General features: G+C 33.0%; 23 protein-coding genes and 7 pseudogenes. 12 read left to right on the forward strand and 18 right to left on the reverse strand.

The window, feature by feature from the left end; genetic code table 11:
• Nucleotides 1-401: 401 nt before the first annotated feature.
• Nucleotides 402-485 (reverse strand): annotated as a pseudogene (locus MKX66_RS30285) (YolD-like family protein); the annotation flags it as partial.
• A gap of 13 nt (nucleotides 486-498) precedes the next feature.
• Nucleotides 499-1,455: pseudogene (locus MKX66_RS30290) on the reverse strand (DinB/UmuC family translesion DNA polymerase); the annotation flags it as partial.
• Nucleotides 1,456-1,779: 324 nt separating this feature from the next.
• On the opposite strand from MKX66_RS30290, the gene MKX66_RS30295 reads away from it, so the two are divergent.
• Nucleotides 1,780-2,475, forward strand: coding sequence for a CsxC family protein (locus MKX66_RS30295; RefSeq protein WP_016103993.1), 696 nt, complete (start codon nucleotides 1,780-1,782; stop codon nucleotides 2,473-2,475).
• Nucleotides 2,476-3,281: 806 nt separating this feature from the next.
• Here MKX66_RS30295 and MKX66_RS30300 read toward each other — a convergent pair.
• The 3 genes and pseudogenes from MKX66_RS30300 to MKX66_RS30310 form a co-directional block, all read right to left on the reverse strand.
• Entirely contained in the window at nucleotides 3,282-3,461 is a 180-nt protein-coding gene (locus MKX66_RS30300; RefSeq protein WP_235713513.1) for a hypothetical protein, read from the reverse strand.
• A 234-nt stretch (nucleotides 3,462-3,695) separates the two neighbouring features.
• A complete protein-coding gene (locus tag MKX66_RS30305) occupies nucleotides 3,696-4,061 on the reverse strand; it encodes a hypothetical protein (RefSeq protein ID WP_341088215.1) in 366 nt (121 codons plus the stop codon).
• A 58-nt stretch (nucleotides 4,062-4,119) separates the two neighbouring features.
• Nucleotides 4,120-4,284: pseudogene (locus tag MKX66_RS30310) on the reverse strand (MarR family transcriptional regulator); the annotation flags it as partial.
• Nucleotides 4,285-5,004: 720 nt separating this feature from the next.
• Between MKX66_RS30310 and MKX66_RS30315 the strand changes: the two are divergent.
• The gene (locus MKX66_RS30315) at nucleotides 5,005-5,199 is read left to right on the forward strand and encodes a hypothetical protein (protein WP_016103990.1); all 195 of its coding nucleotides are present in this window, start codon (nucleotides 5,005-5,007) and stop codon (nucleotides 5,197-5,199) included.
• A 135-nt stretch (nucleotides 5,200-5,334) separates the two neighbouring features.
• On the opposite strand, the gene MKX66_RS30320 is transcribed toward MKX66_RS30315, so the two are convergent.
• Both MKX66_RS30320 and MKX66_RS30325 read right to left on the reverse strand, forming a co-directional pair.
• A complete protein-coding gene (locus MKX66_RS30320; protein WP_085960943.1) occupies nucleotides 5,335-5,475 on the reverse strand; it encodes a DUF3956 family protein in 141 nt (46 codons plus the stop codon).
• Entirely contained in the window at nucleotides 5,448-5,603 is a 156-nt protein-coding gene (locus MKX66_RS30325) for a hypothetical protein (protein ID WP_341088291.1), read from the reverse strand. The genes MKX66_RS30320 and MKX66_RS30325 overlap by 28 nt, the downstream gene beginning before the upstream one ends.
• A 408-nt stretch (nucleotides 5,604-6,011) precedes the next feature.
• Between MKX66_RS30325 and MKX66_RS30330 the strand changes: the two are divergent.
• The 3 genes and pseudogenes from MKX66_RS30330 to MKX66_RS30340 form a co-directional block, all read left to right on the forward strand.
• Nucleotides 6,012-6,101: pseudogene (locus MKX66_RS30330) on the forward strand (hypothetical protein); the annotation flags it as partial.
• A gap of 390 nt (nucleotides 6,102-6,491) precedes the next feature.
• Entirely contained in the window at nucleotides 6,492-6,665 is a 174-nt protein-coding gene (locus MKX66_RS30335) for a hypothetical protein (RefSeq protein WP_002144434.1), read from the forward strand.
• Nucleotides 6,666-6,717: 52 nt separating this feature from the next.
• A complete protein-coding gene (locus tag MKX66_RS30340) occupies nucleotides 6,718-7,809 on the forward strand; it encodes a tetratricopeptide repeat-containing glycosyltransferase family 2 protein (RefSeq protein ID WP_088038760.1) in 1,092 nt (363 codons plus the stop codon).
• A gap of 76 nt (nucleotides 7,810-7,885) precedes the next feature.
• Here the strand turns inward: MKX66_RS30340 and MKX66_RS30345 are convergent, their stop codons facing one another.
• Entirely contained in the window at nucleotides 7,886-8,452 is a 567-nt protein-coding gene (locus MKX66_RS30345) for a hypothetical protein (protein ID WP_341088219.1), read from the reverse strand.
• Nucleotides 8,453-8,885: 433 nt separating this feature from the next.
• Here MKX66_RS30345 and MKX66_RS30350 point away from each other — a divergent pair.
• Nucleotides 8,886-9,167, forward strand: a pseudogene (locus MKX66_RS30350) (IS4 family transposase); the annotation flags it as partial.
• 11 nt (nucleotides 9,168-9,178) lie between these two features.
• On the opposite strand, the gene MKX66_RS30355 reads toward MKX66_RS30350, so the two are convergent.
• From MKX66_RS30355 to MKX66_RS30365, 3 genes and pseudogenes are all read right to left on the reverse strand, one after another.
• Nucleotides 9,179-10,393, reverse strand: a complete 1,215-nt coding sequence (locus tag MKX66_RS30355; protein WP_002144437.1) for a replication initiation protein — start codon at nucleotides 10,391-10,393, stop codon at nucleotides 9,179-9,181.
• A gap of 1,399 nt (nucleotides 10,394-11,792) precedes the next feature.
• Nucleotides 11,793-12,070 (reverse strand): annotated as a pseudogene (locus tag MKX66_RS30360) (DDE-type integrase/transposase/recombinase); the annotation flags it as partial.
• 27 nt (nucleotides 12,071-12,097) lie between these two features.
• Entirely contained in the window at nucleotides 12,098-12,919 is an 822-nt protein-coding gene (locus MKX66_RS30365) for a UTP--glucose-1-phosphate uridylyltransferase (RefSeq protein WP_016093988.1), read from the reverse strand.
• 207 nt (nucleotides 12,920-13,126) lie between these two features.
• Here MKX66_RS30365 and MKX66_RS30370 point away from each other — a divergent pair, with 207 nt between their 5' ends.
• Genes MKX66_RS30370 through MKX66_RS30380 form a run of 3 tightly spaced genes read left to right on the forward strand, consistent with a single transcriptional unit; the run spans nucleotide 13,127 to nucleotide 16,560 of the window.
• Nucleotides 13,127-14,416: a UDP-glucose dehydrogenase family protein gene (locus MKX66_RS30370; RefSeq protein ID WP_002144439.1), complete on the forward strand. Its 1,290-nt coding sequence runs from the start codon at nucleotides 13,127-13,129 to the stop codon at nucleotides 14,414-14,416.
• The gene (locus MKX66_RS30375) at nucleotides 14,413-15,366 is read left to right on the forward strand and encodes an NAD-dependent epimerase/dehydratase family protein (RefSeq protein WP_012260007.1); all 954 of its coding nucleotides are present in this window, start codon (nucleotides 14,413-14,415) and stop codon (nucleotides 15,364-15,366) included. Before MKX66_RS30370 ends, MKX66_RS30375 begins: the two co-directional genes overlap by 4 nt.
• 3 nt (nucleotides 15,367-15,369) lie before the next feature.
• Nucleotides 15,370-16,560, forward strand: coding sequence for a glycosyltransferase family 4 protein (locus MKX66_RS30380; protein WP_012260008.1), 1,191 nt, complete (start codon nucleotides 15,370-15,372; stop codon nucleotides 16,558-16,560).
• Nucleotides 16,561-17,022: 462 nt separating this feature from the next.
• Here MKX66_RS30380 and MKX66_RS30385 read toward each other — a convergent pair whose 3' ends face one another.
• From MKX66_RS30385 to MKX66_RS30400, 4 genes are all read right to left on the reverse strand, one after another.
• A complete protein-coding gene (locus tag MKX66_RS30385; protein ID WP_341088225.1) occupies nucleotides 17,023-17,946 on the reverse strand; it encodes an ATPase in 924 nt (307 codons plus the stop codon).
• Nucleotides 17,947-18,026: 80 nt separating this feature from the next.
• Nucleotides 18,027-18,659: a hypothetical protein gene (locus MKX66_RS30390; RefSeq protein WP_215601467.1), complete on the reverse strand. Its 633-nt coding sequence runs from the start codon at nucleotides 18,657-18,659 to the stop codon at nucleotides 18,027-18,029.
• A 1-nt stretch (nucleotide 18,660) separates the two neighbouring features.
• Nucleotides 18,661-19,719: a spore coat putative kinase CotS gene (cotS, locus tag MKX66_RS30395; RefSeq protein ID WP_016103978.1), complete on the reverse strand. Its 1,059-nt coding sequence runs from the start codon at nucleotides 19,717-19,719 to the stop codon at nucleotides 18,661-18,663.
• Between the two features lie 24 nt (nucleotides 19,720-19,743).
• Nucleotides 19,744-20,880, reverse strand: a complete 1,137-nt coding sequence (locus MKX66_RS30400) for a glycosyltransferase family 4 protein (protein WP_012260012.1) — start codon at nucleotides 20,878-20,880, stop codon at nucleotides 19,744-19,746.
• A gap of 152 nt (nucleotides 20,881-21,032) precedes the next feature.
• Between MKX66_RS30400 and MKX66_RS30405 the strand changes: the two genes are divergently transcribed.
• Nucleotides 21,033-22,136 carry a CotS family spore coat protein gene (locus MKX66_RS30405; protein WP_341088288.1) on the forward strand — a complete coding sequence of 368 codons (1,104 nt, stop codon included), beginning with the start codon at nucleotides 21,033-21,035 and terminating at the stop codon, nucleotides 22,134-22,136.
• Between the two features lie 298 nt (nucleotides 22,137-22,434).
• Nucleotides 22,435-22,650: pseudogene (locus MKX66_RS30410) on the forward strand (zinc ribbon domain-containing protein); the annotation flags it as partial.
• Between the two features lie 735 nt (nucleotides 22,651-23,385).
• Here MKX66_RS30410 and MKX66_RS30415 read toward each other — a convergent pair.
• Nucleotides 23,386-23,859: a hypothetical protein gene (locus tag MKX66_RS30415; protein ID WP_328054421.1), complete on the reverse strand. Its 474-nt coding sequence runs from the start codon at nucleotides 23,857-23,859 to the stop codon at nucleotides 23,386-23,388.
• Between the two features lie 94 nt (nucleotides 23,860-23,953).
• Nucleotides 23,954-24,208 (reverse strand): hypothetical protein, encoded by a 255-nt coding sequence (locus tag MKX66_RS30420; RefSeq protein ID WP_002144365.1) that lies wholly within the window; start codon nucleotides 24,206-24,208, stop codon nucleotides 23,954-23,956.
• A 300-nt stretch (nucleotides 24,209-24,508) separates the two neighbouring features.
• Between MKX66_RS30420 and MKX66_RS30425 the strand changes: the two genes are divergently transcribed.
• On the forward strand, nucleotides 24,509-24,901 hold the full coding sequence (locus tag MKX66_RS30425; RefSeq protein WP_002144366.1) for a hypothetical protein: 393 nt from the start codon (nucleotides 24,509-24,511) through the stop codon (nucleotides 24,899-24,901).
• A gap of 442 nt (nucleotides 24,902-25,343) precedes the next feature.
• Here the strand turns inward: MKX66_RS30425 and MKX66_RS30430 are convergent, their stop codons facing one another.
• Nucleotides 25,344-25,619: a hypothetical protein gene (locus tag MKX66_RS30430; RefSeq protein ID WP_002144367.1), complete on the reverse strand. Its 276-nt coding sequence runs from the start codon at nucleotides 25,617-25,619 to the stop codon at nucleotides 25,344-25,346.

The raw sequence follows: 25,619 nt of genomic DNA on the forward strand, positions 1-25,619 counted from the left end.
GTACAACTTTCAAGTACTTATATTTCCAAGACTCATATTTGTGCCTTCCTTACATAAGATAGTTACTCTAGATTATCGAATAAAATGCCATAACTTAACTTCAATTTCCCTTTGAATAAACCTTTCCTTAATTCCATTAGATGGCCTTTTAGTGGAGTAACTTTATTGCCGCTCAACAGTTCCTTAATCCGCCTTTCAGTTCAGATTTTCTTTTCACTATAAAAACATCCCCTTAGATAAACAGATCCAAAGGGACAAAACATCGCGTCTTTTTTATAAACACCGTGACTTTATTTAAAAGCGACATTAAAAATATTCTTCAAATCCTGGAAGCATAAGTTTGCCGCAAACAAAAAGAACCATAAGCTTGCCGAAGCGGCAAACTTATGGTTCATATCACAAATTCCTTGAAACTGTTCCGGTAAACTAGCAAAGGCTTGCCATTTTATCATACCTCTTCCTTTGGGCATATAAGAGTTCATCATGCTTTGTGTCCCCTTACAATGTGTTTCTGTATTTAGTTGTAGCGCTATGCGTGTAGGAAATCCCACGTAAAATACTGTTCTTCCCAAACTTTGTGCGTATTTCATCCATTACTTTCGTTAACTTCATTTCTTGTTCTCGCTGCGTTATGTTATCGAAAAGAGAAATTTTTCCCTCCTCTTCCTGGACTAGATTCGTTAGAGAAATGTTTATGCTGCGAATGGGTTCGCCAGTATATTGTTGATGTAAAAAGTATGTACAGATATGATAAATATCCATCGTTAAATTTGTTGGGCGACTTAAAGTATGTGTCTTTCTAAATCCGCCTGAATAACTCTTACTATAACCAACAGAAAAGTGAACTGTTTGAGCAAGTTTATTTTGTCTTCTAAGCCGATAACAAACTTCTTCAATATGCTCTAGTAAAACAATCGGAAATTCTTCTATTATATAGTCACGCATTAGAATTTGGCTTTTTCCTACAGAAGTTGTAGCTGGAACATATTTTTCTGAAATGCGACTAAAGTCAATTCCGTGGCTATGTAAATGTAATTCTGTTCCGATCACACCAAAGCTCTGTTTTAAGTATTTAAGTGGATAATTCGCTAAATCCTAGATTGAATGTATGCCTTTTCGATTTAACTTGGCTTCAGTTTTATATGAAATTCCCCAAAACTTACTTAGCGGTCGTATGCTCTATAGTTTTGTAGGTATATTCTCGTACTTCCAACAAGCAATCCCGTCCTTGTTCTTCTTTGCTTCAATATCCAAAGCAACCTTACTCATTAATGGGTTAGGAGCAATTCCTATGGTATATTCAATTCGTGTATGATCATATATTTCACGTTTAAATTTCGTGGCGAATTCGTTTGGATCTTGGGCAAATAAATGAATACTATCGGTAATATTCATGAAGAATTCGTCAATGGAATACTGGTGGAAATCCTCGATAGGAACGTATTGCAAAGCTAAATGGTGAAGTGACTCAAGTTCAACCTAAATGTATGATTATGTTAAATTTTATAAGGGATATTATGAAGGGCTGTACTTAAATTAACGCACAGGTTAGGTTAAGACCCATGCTGTTCAGATCGTAGTTAAAACCCACTTACTCATTTTTCAACCCGGAACTTGCTACTTTAAAAATTTTAATGAGAAAGTCAAAAAAATATCTACAAAAAATAAAAAAATTTTAAAACCTATTATACAAGCTTATACATCAATAAAAAAAAACGAATATATTGGCATTGAACAGTTTTAAAAATCTAAAGTAATTTCAAAAGGAGATTAGATAATATGAGCGAACAATGTCCAATCAATGTACCTTGTCAGGTAGAAGGACAAACTCAAACACCATTAAGTGATGCAGCTGCAGCACCAATTCTTACTCCAGGAGCACCGATTGTAAAAATACCAGTTGTATTAGCAGAAAGAACAATTCAAATTGTTGTAGAATCCGATATTTCATTAGATCCTCCAGCAGTTGAAATTAAACGTATCTTAAAAAACGTATTTTTAACACAATGTAAGTTAGTTCCTGTAGCATTTACTCCAGTACCAGGTACAAATTACCGCCGAGTTACAAGAGCAAAATTATTTGTACAAGGATATATTCGCAAAAATATTGAATATGCATCTAGCACGTGTAACGCACCTTTATTTGATCGTATCGCTAATGTTCCATTTTCTGGTTTTGCAGATTTAACAGCAGCTGATTTTCTATCACAAGCTTTAGTAGCTTCTTCCTCAGATACTACTTCTCACTTTATTAATCCTAAAAATGGTGATCTACCACGTTTAGACAAATACTTCTTCGAAAATACAGTTTTTTATAATGAACAACCGTATTGCGAATTAGTCAGCGCTCAATTTTTCGAATTAGACTTTTCCCCTTGTCCAACAGACCTAAACGAACCATTTGATACTCTTCGCGAAAAAATTGTACTAGACCTTACTTTAAAAGTTTTACAAGTACAACAAGTACAAGTATAAAACAAAGAAGCACTCATTTTGAGTGCTTCTTTGTTTTATACATTTGTAAGTAAGAAAACTTCTTATTTTTCAAAACCAACCCATTTAAAAAGAACACCAATGCCCGTTTTGGTGTTCTTAAAAGGAAAACTATAAAATGAAATAAGTGAGCGAAACCTATTCCAATACTACAATATATGCTTGTCTAACATTTATAGTGCTAAAAATTAAATATCATCACTAATAATAAACGAAAAGCTCGCTTCTTATCTTTTTTCAAATAAAAAGCAAAATTCTCTTTACCATTAGATTTTAATTTTTTTACCAAACAGACGATTCCAAAACGACTTCTTCTGTTCTGAAGCTGCTATGTCCTTATGATAAAAATTATAGAATTATTACTGCCACATTTAAAATGATGCCTAGATTCTTCGAAAAAAGGAGATCTTTATGCAAAGTACTTAATCCACTCCCTAAGTTTTTAGATGCCTCAAATCCCAATAAGTTTAAGCTATATTTTGTCCTCCCTCTGTTCTAAGCAATTCTTCATTTTCTATATAGTGTTTTCGTTGCAACCGATAATCTGTTTTATGTTAACTTAAAATGAATATCATATATATTTAAAATTTCAAAGTTGCCCAGGAGCCTAATTTTGTTTTAACTCCAAATGTTTTTAGCCATTTTCCTACTAAATTCTTATGTTGATGTTCAATATTTATCCAAAGAGTTTTATTTTGAACATATACTATAAAATTTACTCTGGCTACATAACTTAAATGGATAGTTCCTGAGACACTAGTACTTGTTCTAGTAAGAATAACACTTCTCTATCCTGCTACTTTCACTTCTATCTGGCATTCATGAACTATCCAGTTTACAGGTACACCTTGTATATTTGTACTCCCAGAATCAATATAGTTACCTTCTCCACCAGTAACAGCACAATCTTGTGTTCCAGTAGTAGAGCCGTCTCCCGTTCCTGTACTAGAATCCGATAATACTTGCAAACCGCTTAATTCTTCAGGTAAATAACTTAAATCCCCATAATTAACACCTGTTCTGTCACTTATAATATTTTTTAACTCTACTCGATTAGTCTGAGTATCATATGTGCCAACAATAGCTGTAATAGGCCCTAAAAAAGAATTAAAAAAACTCCTTTTGTACTATCAATAATATTGCGTTATGTTAACCCTCTAAGAATAAATATTCATAGAATTTTTTTGTGAATTTAATATAGGTTAGTAAACAAGCATGTTTCCTATTAAAACATAGAATAATATAACCCTTGTTCGATAGGAGGTATAAAAATGAATTGGAATAATGATTGCTGTAAGCATAAACATCATAACCATTGTTGTGAGCATAAGCATCGTAATGATTGCTGTAAGCATAAGCATCATAATCATCGTTGTGAGCATAAACATCATAACCATTGTTGTGAGCATAAACATCATAACCATTGTTGTGAGCATAAGCATCATAATCATCGTTGTGAGCATAAACATCATAACCATTGTTGTGAGCATAAGCATCATAATCATCGTTGTGAACATAAACACCATAATCATTTTTGTAAATGTGTTATTTGTTGTCATCGCAACCATTGGTAAAAAAGTTCATGATTTTTAGTTTTTAAAAAAGTGCAATAGATATTGCACTTTTTTAAAATAAATATACAGGTGATTTATACCTTTTCTTATTTCCTTCAAGTTGAATATCACGTAATACTTTTGTAAAGATTTGTTGTGTAGTCCTACAAATATCATCCTTTGGTGAATTACATAATATGTTTGAATTAACAAACCAGGTACGAGATGAACAAGTCCTTTAAAAAATAAAGAAAAGAAACTCTAATGAATGCTTTTCTCCAATAAACATATTTAAACTTTGTCTTAGGTATAATTGGGGTTAAGATCCATATAATAATACAGAACGGTTTTCCAACTAGTTACCCCATAAGTTTTACGAGAGAGCACTTAAGTTGGGGGAGTGCTCTCTTTCGTTTGCACATAAGGAAGTTCTCGGCATACAATATCAGGTCAACATAAATATGCCATTACTCGCTTAAAGAGCTCTATAAATAGGGATAGAGCTCTTTTTTATTTTACATTCATGCATATTGGGTAATTTCAAGCATAGAATAGTAGTGTTCAGGTAAATGTTGATATGTACATTGAGTTGCTCCTTGTATTCCGAAAAGGCACCTTACTTAGGTGTCTTTTTATTTGCACCTTTTGAGATGGACGAGCATATATTGAATTATGGGACAAGTTCTTCGTGTCTCATTCAATACTCATAGGAAACCCCTTATCACATTAAGAGCATCCACGGCAAGGGTGCTTTTTTAAATTTGAACAAAATGGACATCTGATGAGGTTATAACATGTATATAGGATTAACCGTTTTAGGCGCTGCCGTGATCGGTTTAGTGTCTTATTTGTTGTTAATGAAAATAGGTAGAGAAGATAGACTAGTAAACAAGCTGTTTTCTACTTTTAAACATAGAATATGATGAATCCTATTAAAATGAGGGGGGGACTTATATTCATGAGAGATGATTGTCGTTTCGAGAACTTCAGAGATTGTGATAGATTTTGGGATGATTTAATGTTCGGTAGACGCAGACATAGAGATTTTGATGACCGTCGTTGTAGACGTGACCGTGACTGCGATTGTGATGAATGTCGTCGCAGACGTAACCATGATCGTGACCGCGATTTTGATGACCGTCGGGATTGGTAAATCCCTTTGGAAGAGTGCTTTGAAGAAAAGCGCTCTTTTTTTGTTCAAGAATTTTCTGGTCTTATTTGCTAAGGAAAGATAAGGATAAATAAAAAAAGAGAGCCGAAGCCCTCTTTTGGAATCGAAATCGATTAATTAAGAACAAATTGGAATCCCTAACGCTATTAAAGTCAATGCTACTTGAAGAGAAATCTCTAATCTAGCAATTTCGATTCCAGCAACTGAGACAACTAGAAAAGGTTGGCCATTTACGAATAGAACACAACGAACGAAAATAAACAAGGGTCAAATGAGCCCTGTGCTTGGTGGAGTTGGATAACTAATATCCCAATAGAAATAATAAAATACAGTGAAATGTTAAATTCTGATTTAAATCCGTTTGGTGTTGTGAGTTTTAGTTTCATAATTTTTCACCCTCTCGTTATTTGCCTTACACTTCTATATACAACGAAGAGGATAGATTTCCACATGAAAACTGAACAAATATACTGATAGTTAACAAAGTGAAGTTTATGCAGGAATTAACGAGGGTTTTAAGGTGGAAATAGCGTAAAATCAACGATGTATAAAAGGTATTGTAAACGGAAGTTCTCGAAAGTACCACAAACGTTGATATGACAGTGTATTTCCCAAAAACCTAGTTTACATAAGTTATGTTAGGGGTCCCGCCACATGCCCATCAACTTAAAAAAAGTAAACACCCCAAAGAAGAAAAAATGAGCTGACTTCTCAAAATAACTACATGTAGAGAAAGAAAATTTTCATTTAGGTAATACATTAAAATGTTAAGTTGATGGGCATGGGGAAGCGATAACGTTTCTGTGATTGATGGGCTAATAAATAGCGTGATTGCTACTATACCAGTTGGGGCTGTTCCATCTGGTATAGGAACCAATCCTTAAATAAAATATAAAACAATAAGATTAATAAGTGAGGTTACTTCCGCATTTGAAAACTATGTAAATATTATGAGAAAAGACTCTATCCCTTAGGAGAGTCTTTTTTGCTGTTATAAAAATCGTTTAATCAGGTATGACTCGCAACATTAGCTATACAGCTAGATAGCGTGCTTACAATAATTGATTGCATTCTGATTCCATATTTACCTTTGATAGTATAATATTTTCGTTGAGGGGATATTTCAAAATATTAGCTTGATGGTCATGGAGTATACCAAAAATTAAGCCAATATCTCATTTAAAAAATTACATTTAGCATTTTTTAAGGAAAACATTAATAAAAATAAACTAAATGAGATGATTTTATGGGAGAGAAAAAGCTACATTTAGGTTGTGAACGGACCATTCTCGAAAACTGGGACAGAGATATTAGATGATGTGAATACGTACCGGAGTATTGTTCTTGAAATGATAGTTGAACTACGAGCTATAAAACCAGTTCGAGAACCACAACGTGAACTACTTACAGCTCCACCTATTGAGATTCGTTTAGGTACTACGGTATAGGTAAAAACCTAAATTCAAATAGAACAAAGATATTTATAACAGAGGTGTTCAGATGATTACAATTAGTTTATGCATGATTGTAAAAAATGAAGAAAAAACACTTAATAGATGTTTAGAATCAGTTAAAGGTATCCCCGATGAAATTATTATTGTAGATACAGGCTCAACAGATCAAACGAAACAAATAGCTAGTAAGTGGACTCAACAAATTTTAGATTTCAAATGGGTGAATGATTTCTCGGCAGCTCGAAATTATTCCTTTCATCAAGCTTCAATGGACTACATTTTATGGTTAGATGCGGATGATATACTTTTACCAGAAGAACGTCAAAAGCTACTTGCTTTAAAACAATCCCTCACTCAAAATATTGATGCAGTTTCCATGATTTATCATGCAGAAATTGATAAATTTAATAATGTTTTAACCAGCATTCGCCGCAATAGATTAGTTAAAACAATTAAAAATTTTCAATGGTACGGCGTTGTTCATGAAGAACTGAGTATTTATGATCAATATAATGCGCTCGAAAGCGACATCATAGTCACCCATAAAAAAAATTATACCAATAATGAATCAGATCGAAATCTCAAACTATATGAACAATTTTTGAAAAAGAATAAAGGTAAAATGACAGTTCACGATATATTTCATTATGCCAGAGAATTACATAAACATAAAAAATATAAACAAGCCATTGAATTTTATAACAAGTTCTTAGACTACAAAGAAATCCAATTAGAACACAGGCTTTTTGTTATGCATAAATTAGCTAGTTGTTATCATCTAATCGGAAATTTTAAAAAAGAAAAAGAAATCACATTTCAGTCTTTAGAATACGATGTTCCTCAACCGGAATTCAGCTGTCGCCTAGGCGAATTCTTTCTTAAGAATAACCAGTTTTCTCAAGCTGCCTATTGGTATAAACAAGCTATAGAAGCACCTTTAGCTAATTCCGTTCATTTCATTGAACAACAACCCTTTAAAAGTTGGTTACCGCATAAACAATTAGCGTTTTGTTACTTTCAGCTAAAAGACTATAAACAGACTTATCATCATAATAAAATGGTTCTTAGTTTCTTACCAACTGATGAGGAGACCCTTAATAATATTAAAGTAATCGAGGAGTTAATGATGATTGATTAGCAATCATAGGATGTTTGATCATCTTTGAACTACTCACCACTTAACGCCCTAACGGACTGTTTGAAGTGGGAGATTCCTAAGTACTCATTTTTATGGAAACTTTTACAAAATCTTTCTCTATAAAATTGAAAGCAAAGGGAGATTTGTATATTTGGCATTCCTTTTGGTTTTTAAAATTGGCTTCACGTGCCAAAACATTAGCAAGGATTTTTTCTTCGAGGATGCTAAATTGATACTCCTCTTTAATGTCTTTTGATTCTATAAGGCCTTGAAAGGGAACGTCACCTTGGATTCTATAGTTTGGAATTACCTTGTTATAAGCTAATGCTGTATAAGTAACAGTCTTACGGATAAATCCCGAAATAGTGACTACTTCTGAACACACCTTTTCAATCGTAGTAAATATCTGTCTATCAACTTTGATGGTTCCTTTTTTTGCAGGAGGAACTAACTGGATTTTATGCTCTATAAATTGTCTAAAGCACAATGTTTTTGATTTGGGGGATTTTGGCTGTTTTTTCGGTTTTGGAGTTTCAGGAAAGCATGAAGATATTCTTGTTACTTCAGGAAGGCCTGATAAATTAATATGTGGAAAATAAGGCGTGCTTGTTATAATGAAATTTTTCTTGTAATGTAAATTCATATACGTTTCCTCACCTTTCCAATGGAATATAGTGTAAAATATGTCCTCCTCATCATATATGCTTCTTTTTGACAAGGAATTTTTCAAAATGGGCTCATGTCATATATCGATAGGATTTTTTAGTAATAGGGGTGGCAACCCATCGCCATCAAGCTAAAATTTTAAAGTACCCCCATAATGAAAATTTTTTTCATTATTAACTACTGATAACGAGAAATATGTGAAATATGCCCTTTTTATAATAACTATAAGGTAGGATTTTTATTTTTAGGTACATTATATGGACTGGAGTTGAAAGTCAGTTTTTTGTTTCTCAACCAATTATACAGAATTTTCTTTTACTTCGTTTGTCATTTTCAATGAATCTTGATAAAATATGAATTACATATCGAAACACCCTTGTTGGATACCTGCGCCTCTCTGTGCAGGTATTTTTAATACTGCAGCCATGCAATTTCTACAACAAGTGTTAGCCTAACTTCTTAACAAAAAGTTTTCTTCAACTAAGCTACTCTCTCTCCATACACTTATATTTTCAAGCGTATTCGTATCCTAGATTCAACTGTATTTCAACTTCCTGATGTATTTTCGCCTGTTTATCCAGGTGTAGGTGGATGCAGCTGTACAGCGGGGGAAGTTCGGCTTGAGTATGATCCTATTAAGTGGGCAATCCCTACATATTCATACAGATTCAGGTAAACAACATGATCCAACTCTATATTAAATCTAGTATCTTTTCTTCCTTCTATTCTTTTTAATGTATTCATAAATTTTATCCATGACAAACACTTCATGTTCTATCCAAATAGCTTCAGCTTCTTCTAATGTAACTACTCTCACTAGTTTTTCAATTGCTGTATCTTTAACTAAAAATGTAGCTACAGTACCTGTAGATTTTGAATATTCACTGATAACTAAATTTATAATGTTATTAATCTCTAATACCCTATTATTATGAGGCTTATTCTCGATTTGACTACTGTGGTTTATTATTTCTTTATCAGATATTTCTTTTAATCGGGAATTTAGAGTAAATTCTACATAACCTATTGGAGAATCAATATCTGAACGAAATCGTATATCCTCAATTATTTCTAATACAATTTCTTTATGAGATTCCCATTTTTTTAACACTTTAGGAAACACTTTTTCTTTACAGCGTTCTTCAAATCTTTTAATTTTTTGTTCAAATGTGTTGGGCTGTTGAAATTTATCTAAGTTCTTTTCAAAATGAACTAAATTGTTATCATTCTTTTTTTGGCCACGGATAATAAATTTAATTTTTTGTACTTTCCTGCCTAATTTAATTTCTTCAAATTCAAAAGAAATATCTGTTTTTTGGTCTAATTCTTTTTGAGAAGGTTTTAACACACGTTGCTTAAAATTTGCATAGTTGGGGTATATATCCATTGCGTCTAAGTAATACCTTAAATTTTCGAGACTAATTGTACGTTCCTTTAAATCTTCATATTGTTTAAGTAGTTCATAAATACGTATAGCGTATGTGCTTTTCAATTTCACAACATTAGCTAATCTATAGCTTGTAAACTTGCTGCTTAATTCTAATAGAAATGGCTTTAATAACGGATCGAAACGCATATCAATTGTACCTTTATTTCTGTTGTAAATTGCTGAAGAAAGCCAAGATACCTGTATCAGCACTTCACCTGTCCGAATTTCAATTACTTTTGATAATAATTCCTTTGTAATTTTACTTAACTCCGAATATTTAGTAGATCCATTAAGACCAAGTAGATCATGAAAATGTTTGATGGGGAATGTGTAAGTTTTAAAATCCCGATCATTGGGTTCAATATTACTAGCCAAACAAAGTAATATTTTTTGTTCTACTAAATTTAAACGTGAATTTGCTTCAATTAAAGTATTTGATTTTGAAACAATATTATTTTCTTTAATCTGCAAATCTTGATTTTCAGACATACCTACATACGTCCCTTCTTTCTTACCTCTACTGTTCTATTAACTATAACAAATATATTCCCTTTGTTATAGTTAATTTTTTATCAATTCAGAAAATTATTTTTTCACTATTAAAGTTGAGAAGTCCTTTGTTTTATATAAAATTATTCCGAAAATCATTTAAGTAGTAAAAATTATTTTGAAAATATTTAGAGTTGTAAAGTATATAAACAAATTTGTTATCTTTAGAATCATTTTTGTTATAGTTTAAACTAAAATTATTATCTTTAGAACTATTTTTGCTAGAGTTAAGCAACCAAATTTGTTACCTTTAGAACTATTTTTGCTAGAGTTAAGCAACCAAATTTGTTACCTTTAGAACTATTTTTGCTAGAGTTAAGCAACCAAACTTGTTACCTTTAGAACTATTTTTGCTAGAGTTAAGCAACCAAATTTGTTACCTTTAAAACCAAATTTATTATGATTAAAACCAAGTTTGTTACCTTTAAAACCAAATTTATTATGATTAAAACCAAGTTTGTTACCTTTAAAACCATCTTTGTTAGAGTAAAGCAACCAAACTTGTTATCTTTAAAACCATTTTTGTTATAGTTAAAACCAAGTTTGTTATCTTTAGAACCAAATTTGTTATAATTAAGAGTCATAATCCCTTATATATCAAGACATTTCATGCTCTTAAAACATATAAACATGTAAAACATATAAAACAATTAATATATAAAACAAACAAAACATACAGTGTTGAATGCATATACTTATTATCATTTTTCAAATAAAATTCCCACGTCATAAAACCAAATTTGTTATATTTAGTTTAAATGGACATGTAAACGTCAATTAATTGCAAAACTCTTTGGGGATACTTAAGTATAAATTAAGGTATATACCTGGTTAAGAAGTCATACAATAAAAAAAGCCCTAAAAAAGGGCCTTATGAGTTTCGTAAGAAAGGAATGTCTTCGAATATAATATAAGTTTGTTTCAATAGAAAGTGAAAAAATACATAAAAGCTTCATTTTGTAAAGAAGAGAGGTAGCTTAATCGGGATGGGGTGTATCGTTGACGGTGTTCGTTGTGTGAAGATGCTGTTTTATGAAGATAAAGACTCAGTATCATGAATTTCTTCGGGAAAGAACTCAACAGCTAAAGAATAATAGCGAGAATAACCTGAATTGAGACTCATATGAAGAAAGTCGCGAGCTCTAATTCTAACGGATTAACGAATGGGGCTCTCGAATGACTGAGCGCTCGAAATCCACTTTTGTTGTAAAAAGATATATATAATAAATGATATTTTCTGCTGATTATGGGTGTGAATGTATATTAGGTTGATGGTAGTGCCGGCAAGATCCCGTTTCTTAATGAAACAATGATCCTGCTCCGTAATGTTATTTAGTTATTTTACTTGTCTGATTGAGATGCCTATGGGTATCTTTTTTTTTGCAATTGGTTAGGTTGAATTCTGTTCTACTACGATAACATGAGGCTTTGAAACATGAAACGACCGCAAGGCTTTTTGAAAAAGCACTTTGCAGCCATATGATTTCTTGTCTTGTTTAAATAAAAGCCGATTGTATTCTCTTCTGACTCAAAGGTACGATATAAATATATTTAATTACCCTTAACTTTTACATATGTTTCATCAAATCTTCAGGAATCGTTTGTTGACCTCAAGTGTATATTGGCTGAATCCTTTTCTACAAATTAATTCTTATCTGTTTTGTTTTGTCCATATATGAGGTTAAGAAGCTGCATATATTCATCTTCTTGCCCAATATCAAATCGTTTCCCATCAATCATTTTTCCATATACTTTTTTAGTCATAATTAAAGAATGAATCGCATCTGTTAATTGGTATTCCCCCCCAACACCAGGTTGAATATTTTTTAATAAAGGAAAGATATCAGGTGTGAAAACATATCTACCAATAACTGCAAGATTAGATGGAGGATTTACTTTTGGCTTTTCTATAATATTCGTAATATTCATGTAATTACCCTTTACAATATTCCCTTCAATAATACCATACTTTTCTATGCACTCATCTGGTACCGTATGAATGCCTATTACACTATTTTTCGTCTCTTTATAAATACTAATTAACTGATTTAAAGCAGTTTCTTTATCCGAGACTACAATATCATCTGGCAAGAGTACAGCAAAAGGTTCATTACCAATAAATGTTTCACCTAATTTTATCGCCTCACCAAGTCCTCTCGCATATGGCTGCCTTATATAATGGATTTGAACATTAGGAATAGCAAGCCCTTTTAACAGATGGGCTTTTTTTTCTTTTTCTAAAAAAGCCTCCAATTCTAATGAATAATCAAAGTAATCAACTATTAAATCCTTTCTGCTAGAAAGTACAATTAATATTTGCTCAATACCTGACTTTACAGCCTCTTCCACAATATAATGAATCGCAGGTTTATTACCTATTGGAAACATTTCTTTTGGAATTACCTTTGTAATTGGAAGGCTCCTTGTGCCGTAACCAGCGGCTGGAATGATTGCTTTTTTAATCACTAATCTCTCGCTCCCTCGAGTGTTTACAATATTAATATTCAGTAACCCCCTTACCCGCGCATGACGATTCCAAAAGAGGCTTTTACCTTCTGATTGCTTTCATTGCTTATATGAATAGGCCCTTTCATTTGTCACCAATCCATCTTGTCCATCAATATACTGTAACAACTAGTACAATAGTACTAAGTTCAGAGAGGTGATTATCATATGGATATATGTATTATAGGCTCTGGTTATGTGGGAATCACATCAGCAGCAGTATTAGCAGATTTAGGTCATGATGTTATATGTGTAGATAAAGATCAAGCAAAAATTCATTCTCTCCAAAAGGGGGAATGCCCCATTTATGAACCGGATTTAAAGGAGCTTATTCACAAAAATAGAAACCGATTACAATTCAGTTGTGATATCGATAATGCTATTCGACAATCACCCATTATTTTTATCGCTGTAGGAACCCCTTCTACATCAAGTGGAAAGACGGATTTAAAATATATCTACTCCGTCATTGATCTACTAGTTCCAGCTATAACATCGTATAAAACTATTATTACGAAAAGCACAGTTCCACCAGGTACAAATCAACAATTATATGAAACACTCATTAAATGTGGGGTTTCATCGGCCTTATTCAATATTGTTTCCAATCCTGAATTTCTTCGCGAAGGCTCTGCTGTTCACGATATGCTCATTCCAGATAGAACTATTATAGGTATCCAAAAAGGTGACACAAAGTCGTTAAAAATTATGCAGGATATATATAAAGGGATTAGTGCTCCTTTCCTTTGTACAGGTTTAAATGAAGCTGAGATGATTAAATATACATCTAATGTATTTTTGGCTACCAAAATATCTTTTATAAATGAAATTTCTCGAATTTGTGATGCATATAACATTGATATTGTTGAAGTGGCAAAAGGAATTGGCTATGACTTTCGAATTAACCCTCATTTTCTTCAGGCGGGAATGGGGTATGGTGGATCATGCTTCCCAAAAGATTTACATTCACTCATCTATACAGCAAATGATAGGCACGTAGCAGTTCCTATTTTACAAGCTGTACAATCCATTAACTCCACACAGATAGATCTCTATGTTGAAAAAATTAAAAAAGCTATAAAAGAACCCTCTTCAAAAAAAATAACGGTTTTAGGAATTGCTTTTAAGCCAAATACTGATGATATTCGTAGCTCCCTTGCCGTAATACTTCTTGAAAAGTTAATCCCTCATGGCTATGATCTACATGCTTATGACCCCAAAGCTTTTCTTCCTCCACATTTAAAAAGACAAGTTACACAGCATGATAACCTAGAATCTTCAATTACAAATTCTGATTGCATTATTATCGCCACGGAATGGAATGAATTTAAAACACTTAATTGGAAACAAGTCAAACAAGTTATGAAGGGATGCACAATCGTGGATGGACGCAATTGCATTGAAAAAGATGAAATAGAAAAATACGGATTACAATATATTGGAGTGGGTCGGTCATGAAAATACTTGTAACAGGAGCTGCTGGTTTCATTGGCTCACATTTGTGTCAAGCGTTACTTAAAAATAGTGCATATCATGTAGTTGGAATTGATCATTTCATCGGTCCTACTCCAGCCACTTTAAAGACAGGTAATATACAATCTCTCGAATTGAATTCACGTTTTCAATTCATACGAGAAGACATTCTAAATACAGATTTATCAAAACTATTACAAGATATAGATGTTGTTTACCATCTGGCTGCTATACCTGGTGTGAGAACGAGCTGGGGAAAAGATTTTCAGCCTTATGTTACAAACAATATAATGGTTACACAGCAGTTACTTGAAGCCTGTAAACACATAAAATTAGATAAATTTATTCATATATCAACGTCTTCTGTATATGGTGAAAAATCTGGTGCAGTTTCTGAAGATTTATTACCTATCCCTCTATCCCCATATGGTGTTACAAAATTAAGTGGTGAACACTTATGTCATGTTTATCACAAAAATTTTCACATACCAATTGTTATTTTAAGATATTTCACAGTGTATGGGCCAAGGCAACGTCCTGACATGGCATTTCATAGATTAATTAAACAAATGCTAGAAGATAAACCTCTTACAATATTTGGTGACGGAACACAAACACGTGATTTTACCTATATTGATGACTGTATAAGAGGAACGGTGGCCGCTTTAGAAACAAAAAAAAATATAATAGGTGAAGTTATCAATATCGGTGGAAAAGAACAAGCATCCATTTTGGACATCATTTCTATGTTAGAAAAAATATTAGGTAAATCAGCAACCAAAAACTTTCTAAAATCAGTTCCTGGGGAACCGAAGCAAACATGGGCAGATATATCTAAGGCTAGTACATTACTGCAATATTCTCCAATAGTTTCTCTATCCGACGGACTGGAAGCAGAATATCATTATATAAAACAACTATACAAAGGGGATTAGTTTATGAAAATTGCATATATATGTACAGAAAAATTACCATCTCCAGCGATTAAAGGTGGAGCAATTCAAATGATGATTGATGGGGTGTCCCCCTATATAAGTCAAGAGTATGAACTTACTATTTTCTCTATTTCAGATCCAAGTCTTCCAAATCAAAAAACACAAGATAATGTCAATTACGTGTATTTTCCTCAAAAAGAATATGAGCAGCATGTTATAAGAACACTCCAAACCAATACCTTTGATATTATACATGTCTTTAATCGTCCTAAAAATATACCTCTATATAAACAAGCTTCTCCACACAGTAAATTTGTATTAGGTCTTCATAACGATATGTTTGCTGAACATAAACTATCTATTTGTGAAGGCAATCTTATTATTGAAATGGTTACCGCCATTGTGACTGTTAGTAACTATATTAAACAAACTGTGATTGAGAGATTTCCACAAGCTGAAGATAAGATTTCCATTGTCTATTCTGGTGTTAATTTAAAACACTCTCCTTCCATCTGGACACCAACAGGACAAAAGATAAGAAATGAATTTCGTACAAAATATGCTATCCAAGATAAAAAAGTGATTCTATTTGTTGGCCGATTATGCAAAAATAAAGGTCCAGACTTACTCATTCACGCTATGAAGAAAATTATTCAAACACATAAAGATACGGTGCTTGTAATTGTTGGTGGTAAATGGTTTAGTGATAACCGAGTAAATAAATATATTAGAGGATTATATAAAATAGCTAAACCAATTAAAGAACACGTAATTTTCACTAAATTTATTCCTGCAGATCAAATTCATAATATATTTCTAATGGGGGATATATTTATATGTAGCTCACAATGGAACGAACCATTGGCACGTGTTCATTATGAAGCAATGGCTGCTGGAATCCCAATTATTACAACAAACCGTGGGGGAAATGCTGAAGTTATAACAGATGAATATAACGGCTGCCTAGTAGAACAATATAATAATCCAATGGAGTTTGCCAGACTTGTCCATGCTTTGTTATCTCAACGAGAATTTACACAATGGATTGCTGAAAACGGAAGAAAAATTGTAGAAGAAAACTTTACATTTAAGCATACAGCAAAAAAACTAGATCAGGTATATAAACAAGTAGCAGAATCTACTAATCAACCTGCTAGAAATCTAATACGCCCTCTCAAAATTCTAATTGTTTGAACTATCCCCACTTAACGACCCTGCAGTCTGTTTGAAGTGGGAGATTCCTGCGAACACCGATGTATTCACCAGTTATCTTAGCAGGCTCTGTCTGCAGTTCCTACGGTGAGAACATAAGTATCTTACACGTTGACTCACCACGCTTCCTACTTTAGCTTGGTTTTCGCAACTTCGGCAAGCGTGGGGTGATTGAACGTTGAAAATTTTACGGTTGCAACGATTTTTCTGCAACCAATCTCATATCTTCAGTTTTCAAAGAGCAATCTGTACAAGTATATGGTAACAAACATTTTGTCTTACGCCAACCGACATTCATCTCCTACCTATTTGCTGGTGCTATCGCACCTTCACGCAAATTGAGGAAGGAGTCTTCTGTCGGAAAATGATAAAGGCTGCCTATTATGTATATTTTGAAGAACAAAAAACGCTTGGAGAACCAAGCGTATTTTAGTGCTAATTATTTTACGCGTCTTCTTCTTCACCATCGTCATCATCGTCATCATCGTCTTCGTCGTCTTCGTATTCATCTTCATCGTCTTCATCTTCTTCATCATCATCGTCGTCTTCATCGTCATCGTCATCATCGTCGTCGTCATCATCTTCATCGTCTTCATCGTCATCATCATCGTCTTCATCGTCGTCATCATCGTCTTCGTCTTCATCTTCATCGTCGTCATCGTCTTCGTCTTCATCGTCTTCGTCATCATCGTCTTCGTCATCATCGTCTTCGTCTTCATCGTCTTCGTCGTCATCGTCATCGTCATCATCGTCTTCGTCATCATCGTCTTCGTCATCATCGTCTTCGTCATCATCGTCTTCGTCTTCATCTTCATCTTCATCGTCGTCATCATCATCATCATCGTCTTCTTCGTCCTCGTCTTCGTCTTCTTCGTCCTCGTCCTCGTCTTCGTCTTCGTCTTCATCATCTTCATCGTCTTCGTCTTCGTCATCATCTTCATCTTCATCTTCTTCTTCTTCATCTTCATCCTCATCATCGTCATCATCATCGTCGTCATCATCTTCATCATCATCGTCATCGTCATCATCATCATCGTCGTCGTCTTCATCGTCATCGTCATCATCGTCATCGTCTTCTTCTTCTTCCTCGTCTACTTCGTCTTCATCTTCATCTTCATCTTCATCTTCATCTTCATCTTCATCGTCATCGTCATCTTCATCATCGTCTTCTTCTTCTTCTTCTTCCTCGTCTGTAAAGATAACTTCTGTTTCATCAGCATATTCAATTTCAACCTCTATACCATTATGTGTACCAGATTGAATTATTTCAGCTAGAGCTTTTAGAACTTCCTGTAAATCATCATCTGAATTAACACTAAAGCCATTCTCAACATCTAGTTTTATTTTTGCTCTTTTCACATCAGCCATTTACCTAACTCCTTCAATATAGATTTATATATACTATGTCGAAAGAATATGAAAAGATTAATATATTTGCGGAAATTTCATTATTCATTTTCCTTAGCGTTCTTTACTAATTTTGCTATCCACGGGCTTTTTAATGGATGATCGGGAGTAATAATTTTGACTTTTACTTTCGGCTTTTCTATTTGAGTTGGAACGACCTCATTTTGTTCCGGGTTTTGTTCTTTTAGTTCTATTGCATTTTGAATCTCTTCATCTTTTACTTCATCAATTATTGTAGTTTTTTGTGGGGATTGCTCTTCTAGTTCTATTGTATTTTTCATCTTCTTCATCTTCGTCTTCTTCTTCTTCTTCTTCTTTTTCGTCCTCGTCTTCTGAATCTCTTCATCTTTTACTTCATCAATTATTGTAGTTTTTTGTGGGGATTGCTCTTCTAGTTCTATTGCATTTTGAATCTCTTTATCTTTTACTTCATCAATTATTGTAGTTTTTTGTAGGGATTGCTCTTCTAAATCTAGCAATCCGATTTTGGGTAACTCCTCTAATTCTATTTCCTTAATAATCGCTAAATTCTCTAGCACAGAAGATTCATTTAGCACAATATTTTTTTGCTGCTCATACTCTGACAATTCCCATCCCATTGGCCCTGGTGGAGAAAACACAAATTTCTCTAAATCTAAAATAGGGATTACTATCTCTTCTTGTTCTGAACTCATCTTATTTCCCTCCGCTATTGCTCTTGATTTCGTGGTAAATATCAGAGAAATTTTGTAAGAATTCTTCTTTAGAGTCTTCAAGTGCAATGATATTTTGTAATGCCCAAATATACTTTTCATCAGACCAAGAACGCTTTTGTCCTAAATAGTATTTATGTGCAATTGCACAGAATAAGTGAGGAAACGATAAATCAGTCCAAAGAACACGAAATTGTTTTTCTGATAAGGAATTTTCTGAATCATATGCACTCAACATATGAATTGCTAAATTAGTATCCCAAACTGACATTTTTTTCATCACTTTATTTAAAAAGATACGTAGGTCCCTCACGGGTAAATCACTTGTAATAGAATGTAGCTCTTTCATAAACATAGCATCATCTATTTCTGCAAATCTTGCTAAAGTAAAATCTTGCTGACAAAAACTGTTAGATGCAATAACTTCTTTTGTCCATTGGTCAAAATATGGATCATTTATTTCTTGTAATGCTCTCTGACCACGTGCTAACATTTTATCGACGTACTCTAAAAACATAGTTGAAAATACATCATCTGGAAAGGAGAGTGCAATCCTTTTGTTTCCTTCTAATTCTTGTAATTTCCATCTGTATAATTTATGCCATTTTCCTAATCGACCCCGAATTTTACTTTCTTGTATCGGAATATATCCTTCGGATGCTTGATGAAATTTACCTGCATATATTAGTACCTTCTCTAATTGTTCTTTATTATAATAAATAACTTCTTTCCCTTGATGCTTATCATATAGTACATACGCATACTCACCAGATCCAATACAAAAGCCCCCTCTTTTTGTGTTATGAATTTTTGTAATTGGCAATCCATTTTGAAGGAGATGTAAATGTGCTCCAGCAATAAAAAGCATCCTTTTGGGGTGCATATGTGCTTGTTTTAATATTTTTAATCCTTCTTCTGTTTCAACTTCCCAAATTGTTCTCCCACTTCTGCTTGACTGTAAAATGATATTACTTACCTCAAATGGATAAAAGCTAAGGACCTTTTTTAAATGTTCACTCTCTAATCCAGTTGTTTCTTCCAACTTTCATCATCCTCCTTTTAAATTTTATAAAACTTCCTCATACACTTTCATTAAATCCGTGGCAACTCGGTTCCAATTAAATTCTTTTTCGACCTTCGCACGTCCATATTTCCCTATCTGTTTTCTTTTATTTTCGTTATTTAAAAGATTAATTATCTTTTCTGCATATGCATCAGGATTCTCAAAGTCATTGACAATATATCCATTTTTTCCTTCTTCAATAACTTCAGGATTACCGCCTCGATTACTTGTAATAATTGGTAACCCCGCTGCCATTGCTTCGTAATGCACCCTAGCAAGAGGCTCTTGCCACTGTGAAGAGCAAACAAAAATATCTGACATAGCATAAAGTGTTGAAATATCCTTTGGCTTAACAAATTTAATAAAGACTACATGTTCTGGAAACATTGCACCTAAGGTATATAAATGTTTTACATAATTATTTACATTGTTATCTCCAAACCATTTTGAACCAATAAAAACCATTACAATGTCTGGATTTTTCTCAATTATTTTAGGAAGAGCTTGTAGCAAAATATGAGGACCTTTTACTTTGCTCAAGCGTCCAACAAACAAAACTATTTTTTTATTTTGTAAATTCAACTGTTTTAGCACATGACTTTTAACTTTTGTACCATTCACGGTCCACGAAGGATAATATTCATTTACATCTACACCAGAATATACTGTTCTTGTCTTTGCTTTTGCAATTTGAAAGCGCGAGGTAATTGTTTTTCCTATATAATCACTAACTGTTACAATTTTGGAAACAGCCGCAATACATGCTTCGCCCTCTTTATCACTTATTTTTTCGTATGCAAACATTTCATTATGCACACTTAACACGAATTTGGTCTGTGGTGCCGCCTCACGTAAAATTGTAATCCAATTGGGCCGATTACATAGATGAACCACATCATATTTTTCCTGTTTCAAATGTTTAATAATATAAGGCAGATACTCCTCTTCTGGAAAACGTATATACCTTACACCTTGATTTTTTTCTTCTGATTTTAAATTAGGATCTGTTATAGAAATAACTGTCACATTTTTTCCATTTGAAGCAATAATGGAAGCAACAGAATCTATATAAATTTGAATAGCTCCACCTCGTACAGCTGGTACGGGTAGCTTTTCAGTGGATATTATCGCAATTTTCATTAAATCGCCTCCCTGTTTCATAAAATACAACTTTCTTCATATGTTACGAAGAAACCCTTATGTTTGTGAGTTATCAAGCATTTTTTCATCTTTTATAATTAAATTTGGTAAATAGTACTTTTTCTTCTTAAAGGCAAATGGCTAGAGCAAAAATGGTCATGCACCATACAGTAATAAGAGAGTATAAAAGGATGGTGGTATATGTGGAGAATCATAATGAAGAAGCGGTGTATACATTATCGCCCGAAGAGGAGCAAAAATTAGTAGCATTGGCAGAGACAATGATTCAACATTGGGACATTCAAGCGACTACAATCGAATTGATACAAGGTGGACAACTAGCCCTAGTATGGAAAATTCATACTACAGATGGACCATTTTGCTTAAAGAGAATTCATCGACCTGAAAAAAAGGCTTTATTTTCCATTCACGCTCAAGATTATCTTGCCAAAAAAGGCATGCGTGTTCCGAGCATAATTCCAAGCAAAGTGAATCAGTTATATACAAAACACGGTCCATTTTTATTTGTTGTTTATGAATGGATTGAGGGAAGACCGTTTGAGCTAACAATGCAAGAAGACCTTGAAATGATTATGAAAGGGTTAGCAGATTTTCATGTAGCTTCTATTGGCTACAAACCGCCACCAGGCATACCTATCTTCACAAAACTGGGACGTTGGCCCAATCATTACATTAAAAGATTTCAGCAGATGGAGATTTGGAAAAATTTATCCGCAACTATGCCGGATGACCCATTTTCACAATTGTATTTGACTGAAATTGATGCTTTCATTTTAGAAGCAAAACATACACACCAAAGACTATTGGAATCTGAATATACAAAATGGACTGATGAATTACAAACATTCCCCAATTTATGTCATCAAGATTATGGAACAGGAAATTCCTTATTAGATCCAAGTAATCAAATTTGGGTAATTGATTTAGATACAGTTTCTTACGATCTCCCTATTCGAGACTTGCGTAAAATGATTATTCCCCTACTAGATACAACTGGTGTTTGGAATGCAGATCAATTTCAAATTATGATTAACGCATATGAGTCAGTTTCTCCTTTAACAGCAGAGCAGAAGAAAATTATGTTTATTGATATGTTATTTCCATACGAATTGTATGATGTGATTCGTGAAAAATACGTCAGAAAATCACCATTACTTGCTAACGAACTTGCTGAAGCTATGGAATATGAAAGGATAAAGTCAAAAGCTTTGAATATATTAATAGAGGAATTTTAATACGCAATACAAACAGTTCTGGGGCAAAGATTACTGTTATTTCTTTTCGACAGAAGACTCCCTCCTCAAAATGTGAAGGTGTGGAATACCAATTTTAGGTGGGAGATGAATGTCGGTAGGCGTAAGCCTACGTTTTTTCATTTTTACTAGAATCAAGAATAAGAAGCTTTAATTACGAGAACCATTGGTTACGGTTGTTTTAAATTTAATCGGTTTTTTGCTATGTGGAATCATACTTATAAAGAAGCGGGGAAAGGATTAACGTATCATTTTTTCTCTGACGATCTTACTCAATTAAAAAAGAAGATGGTACGGGAAGAAAATTGTTGTTATATCAAAAACGTTTATTTCTAGTCAACTATGTTTGAATTGCATTTACCAAAATAAAGACGTTGAAAATCTTAATCCTTGTGAGTGTGATTGCCCTTCTTGCAGTACACATAACGATAGGGATGTTAACACAGGACTAAAGAAACGGAGCTATCCCTCTCTTAACTATACAGAGATAGCTTAATCGATTAGAACCGTTAGGAGGTTAAGTGGCATTTAGCTCAGCAAAGTTATGTTACGAGGATCATTTAATAGAGGCATAGAACTTATACGGACTGTTCAATTCCAAATTATGATACACTTCTAAACAAAATATGTACAAGCCGACTTTATTTTTGGTAGAGTAGCTATTCCTGATTATGAAAGGTATATTCAAAAAACTTAAGTGTCCTTGAAAGATTATGTGAATGAAATAAATAGCAATGCTTTTCCCTTTTACATGACACAGCTCTATTGGGGAATACATGACCTTCTAAAAAGGAGTTTGTAGGATAGACCCTCCAATATAGTATTTTTAACAATTCTTTGTGTGCAAATAAAAAGAGCATCCACAATTGTTAGATGCTCTTATATATAAAGTGGTTTCCCCCACACTCTAGTATATGCTTGTCTTTCTCAAAAGGTGTAGCAAAAAGAAACCTTATTCGGGGCCTTCTCAAAATATAAGGGGTAACTCTAACGTACAGATTAACATTTCCCGATGTCGCTGCTATTATGTGCTTGATATTACTTAATATGCATGAATTTGACACTCCGATCCCTAAAGAGGCAAGGAGTGTCAATCTAAAATATATTGGAATTAACAAAGAAGAAAAAGATAATATTCTTGATACATTTTCGATTTAATTTTGCCATATAATATAAATCAACATTAAAAATCACTCTTTATCCTATTGTTTTTAACATTTTAACGAGAAAACTATTTTACATCACCAATTGCTTGAATAGACTCAAGTCTAACATTAATTTTGTTCGGAAAACCTATAATATTACCAGTTGAATTACTTGCTACTTCTACATTTGGTCCAATAACAGTAACTGAATTTTGACTCACATTCATTATAATGCCTTTGATATGAATTCCTTCTAAAAACAATACAGTACGTAAATGAAGCAACTGATAGGCATATAAAAGTTCTCTAATCTCATTTGCTACTTCTGCAGAATTATTGCTAGAACTATTCACTACTGAATGATAAGAAGATCCCTTTAATTCTAAAGAGGTGTTAGGGGACATTTTTGATTTTAATAAAACATCAGAAGATTTTTCTGATTCTAATAAAGTATCAAAACTCCTTCTTGATTTACATGGAGCGATAAGGGGAATCGGATTTATTTCAAACAATCTAAATTTACGTTTATTATTATCAGAATTTAAACAAAACTGACACATCTATGTCCCCCCAATAATAAGTATGTATTATATAGTAAGCACATTATATAAAAATGTACTGGGTATTTATAATACCCAGTACATTTTTAAGTTATTATGCTCCTCGATCATCACTTACCGCTAAAATGCTACTAATTGCAACACTAATTTGGTTTGGATTTTCAAGAGCCCCACCATTTGCATTACTTTCTACTTCAACGCCTTCCCCATTACCACGACGAAGAGTAACAAAATTTTCTCCAATCTGTGTAATAAGGCCTTCTACGTGAAATGATGGTAAAAATAATACAACTCTCGCCCCAACCAATTGAAATGCTTGCAACAGAGTTAGAATTTCATTATTATCCATTCTCTATCACCTTCCTTTACTTCTAATTTTGACACCTAACAATGTAATTCTATTAAATTAACTTATTATTAGTTATCAAAATAGAATATGTTTGAGCATAAGAATTGAAATAGACAAGTTGGCAAATTTTTTAGTAATGCATTATTAGGATATAATTTGTAAGGGATAATACATAAAAAGATCCTTATTAAACAAATTTCATAATTAAATAAAAAATCCACACTTAACTAGACTCATATACCCACACTATCCTTTCTAGACGAGCATAAGATGTACTGACGAACGAAAGGGGGTAATTTTATGGGTTTTGGCTTTGGTGGATGTTGTGATTTCAATAGATGTGATGATCGGAGAGATCATCACAGAGATCATCACAGAAGAGAAGAAAACCATAGACAGGAGAATAATAATCCAGAATTATTACAATTCTTAAGAACATTAACTCCTGGTACTTGTATTGTTATTCAATATGATTCTCAAAGACCTACAAGTGCAACATTCCAAGGTTTTCAAGGAAACAACGTAATCATTTTATCTGACTTTGATTGTTTCCCGGGATTAGCACGTATTGCGATTAACAAAATTAACGTAATCTCTATAAATTCACCTGATTGTGATCGTTTCTGTTGTAAACGTCGCAGACATTGTAAAGAACATGACGAACATGAGCATGATCATAGAGATGATTTTTAAAAATGAATGAATAGAAAAATCTTTCCCTTAATTTATAAGCCAATTTGCAAGAAAAACACCTATTAAAAAATAGGTGTTTTTCTTTTCTAAATTATACTTAACTGAATATAAATAACAAACCATTTCATATAGCGGACATATACTATTGTAAGGTCGGCATCCAAATGACCCAAATAAATACCCATGCCAAGAAATAAAACTACAAAGTATTTCTTGGCACCTTTTACATAAAATAAATAAATTTATTAAAAATGTACAAACCTAATTAAAAACCTACACATATAATGTATTCTACCTTTCTATTAATTTATTAAAGGGATTTATTTTATATAAATCCCTTCTTTTTTAAGTATTTAAATACTTAATTTAATCTACATAACATAATAATTCCTAAAAACAAAATAAGATAAGAGCTTTCCCCTTATCTTTATTTAAAGCGCTATTAAATTACTCGTTGAACACTAATAGCATCTAGGCTTGTCATATTAATATTCACAGCAGCATCCACCCAAATAAGAAATCCATCCTCTATACGAATAAAGACTCCTATTCCATCGATCGGATCTCCACCTAAAAAAACTCTAATTTTGTCGCCTTCCCGTAAACCATTTAATCTTCTTCGTCTTTCAAAATTCCCCAATTCCCTTACTTCCTCACGGTCTCTTTTTCTTCGGTTTCTAATACATTCATCACATTCACATCTACGTTCAAAAGACAT

Origin of the sequence: Bacillus sp. FSL R9-9530 (genome assembly GCF_038008145.1) — a bacterium.
Lineage (GTDB): Bacteria > Bacillota > Bacilli > Bacillales > Bacillaceae_G > Bacillus_A > Bacillus_A mycoides.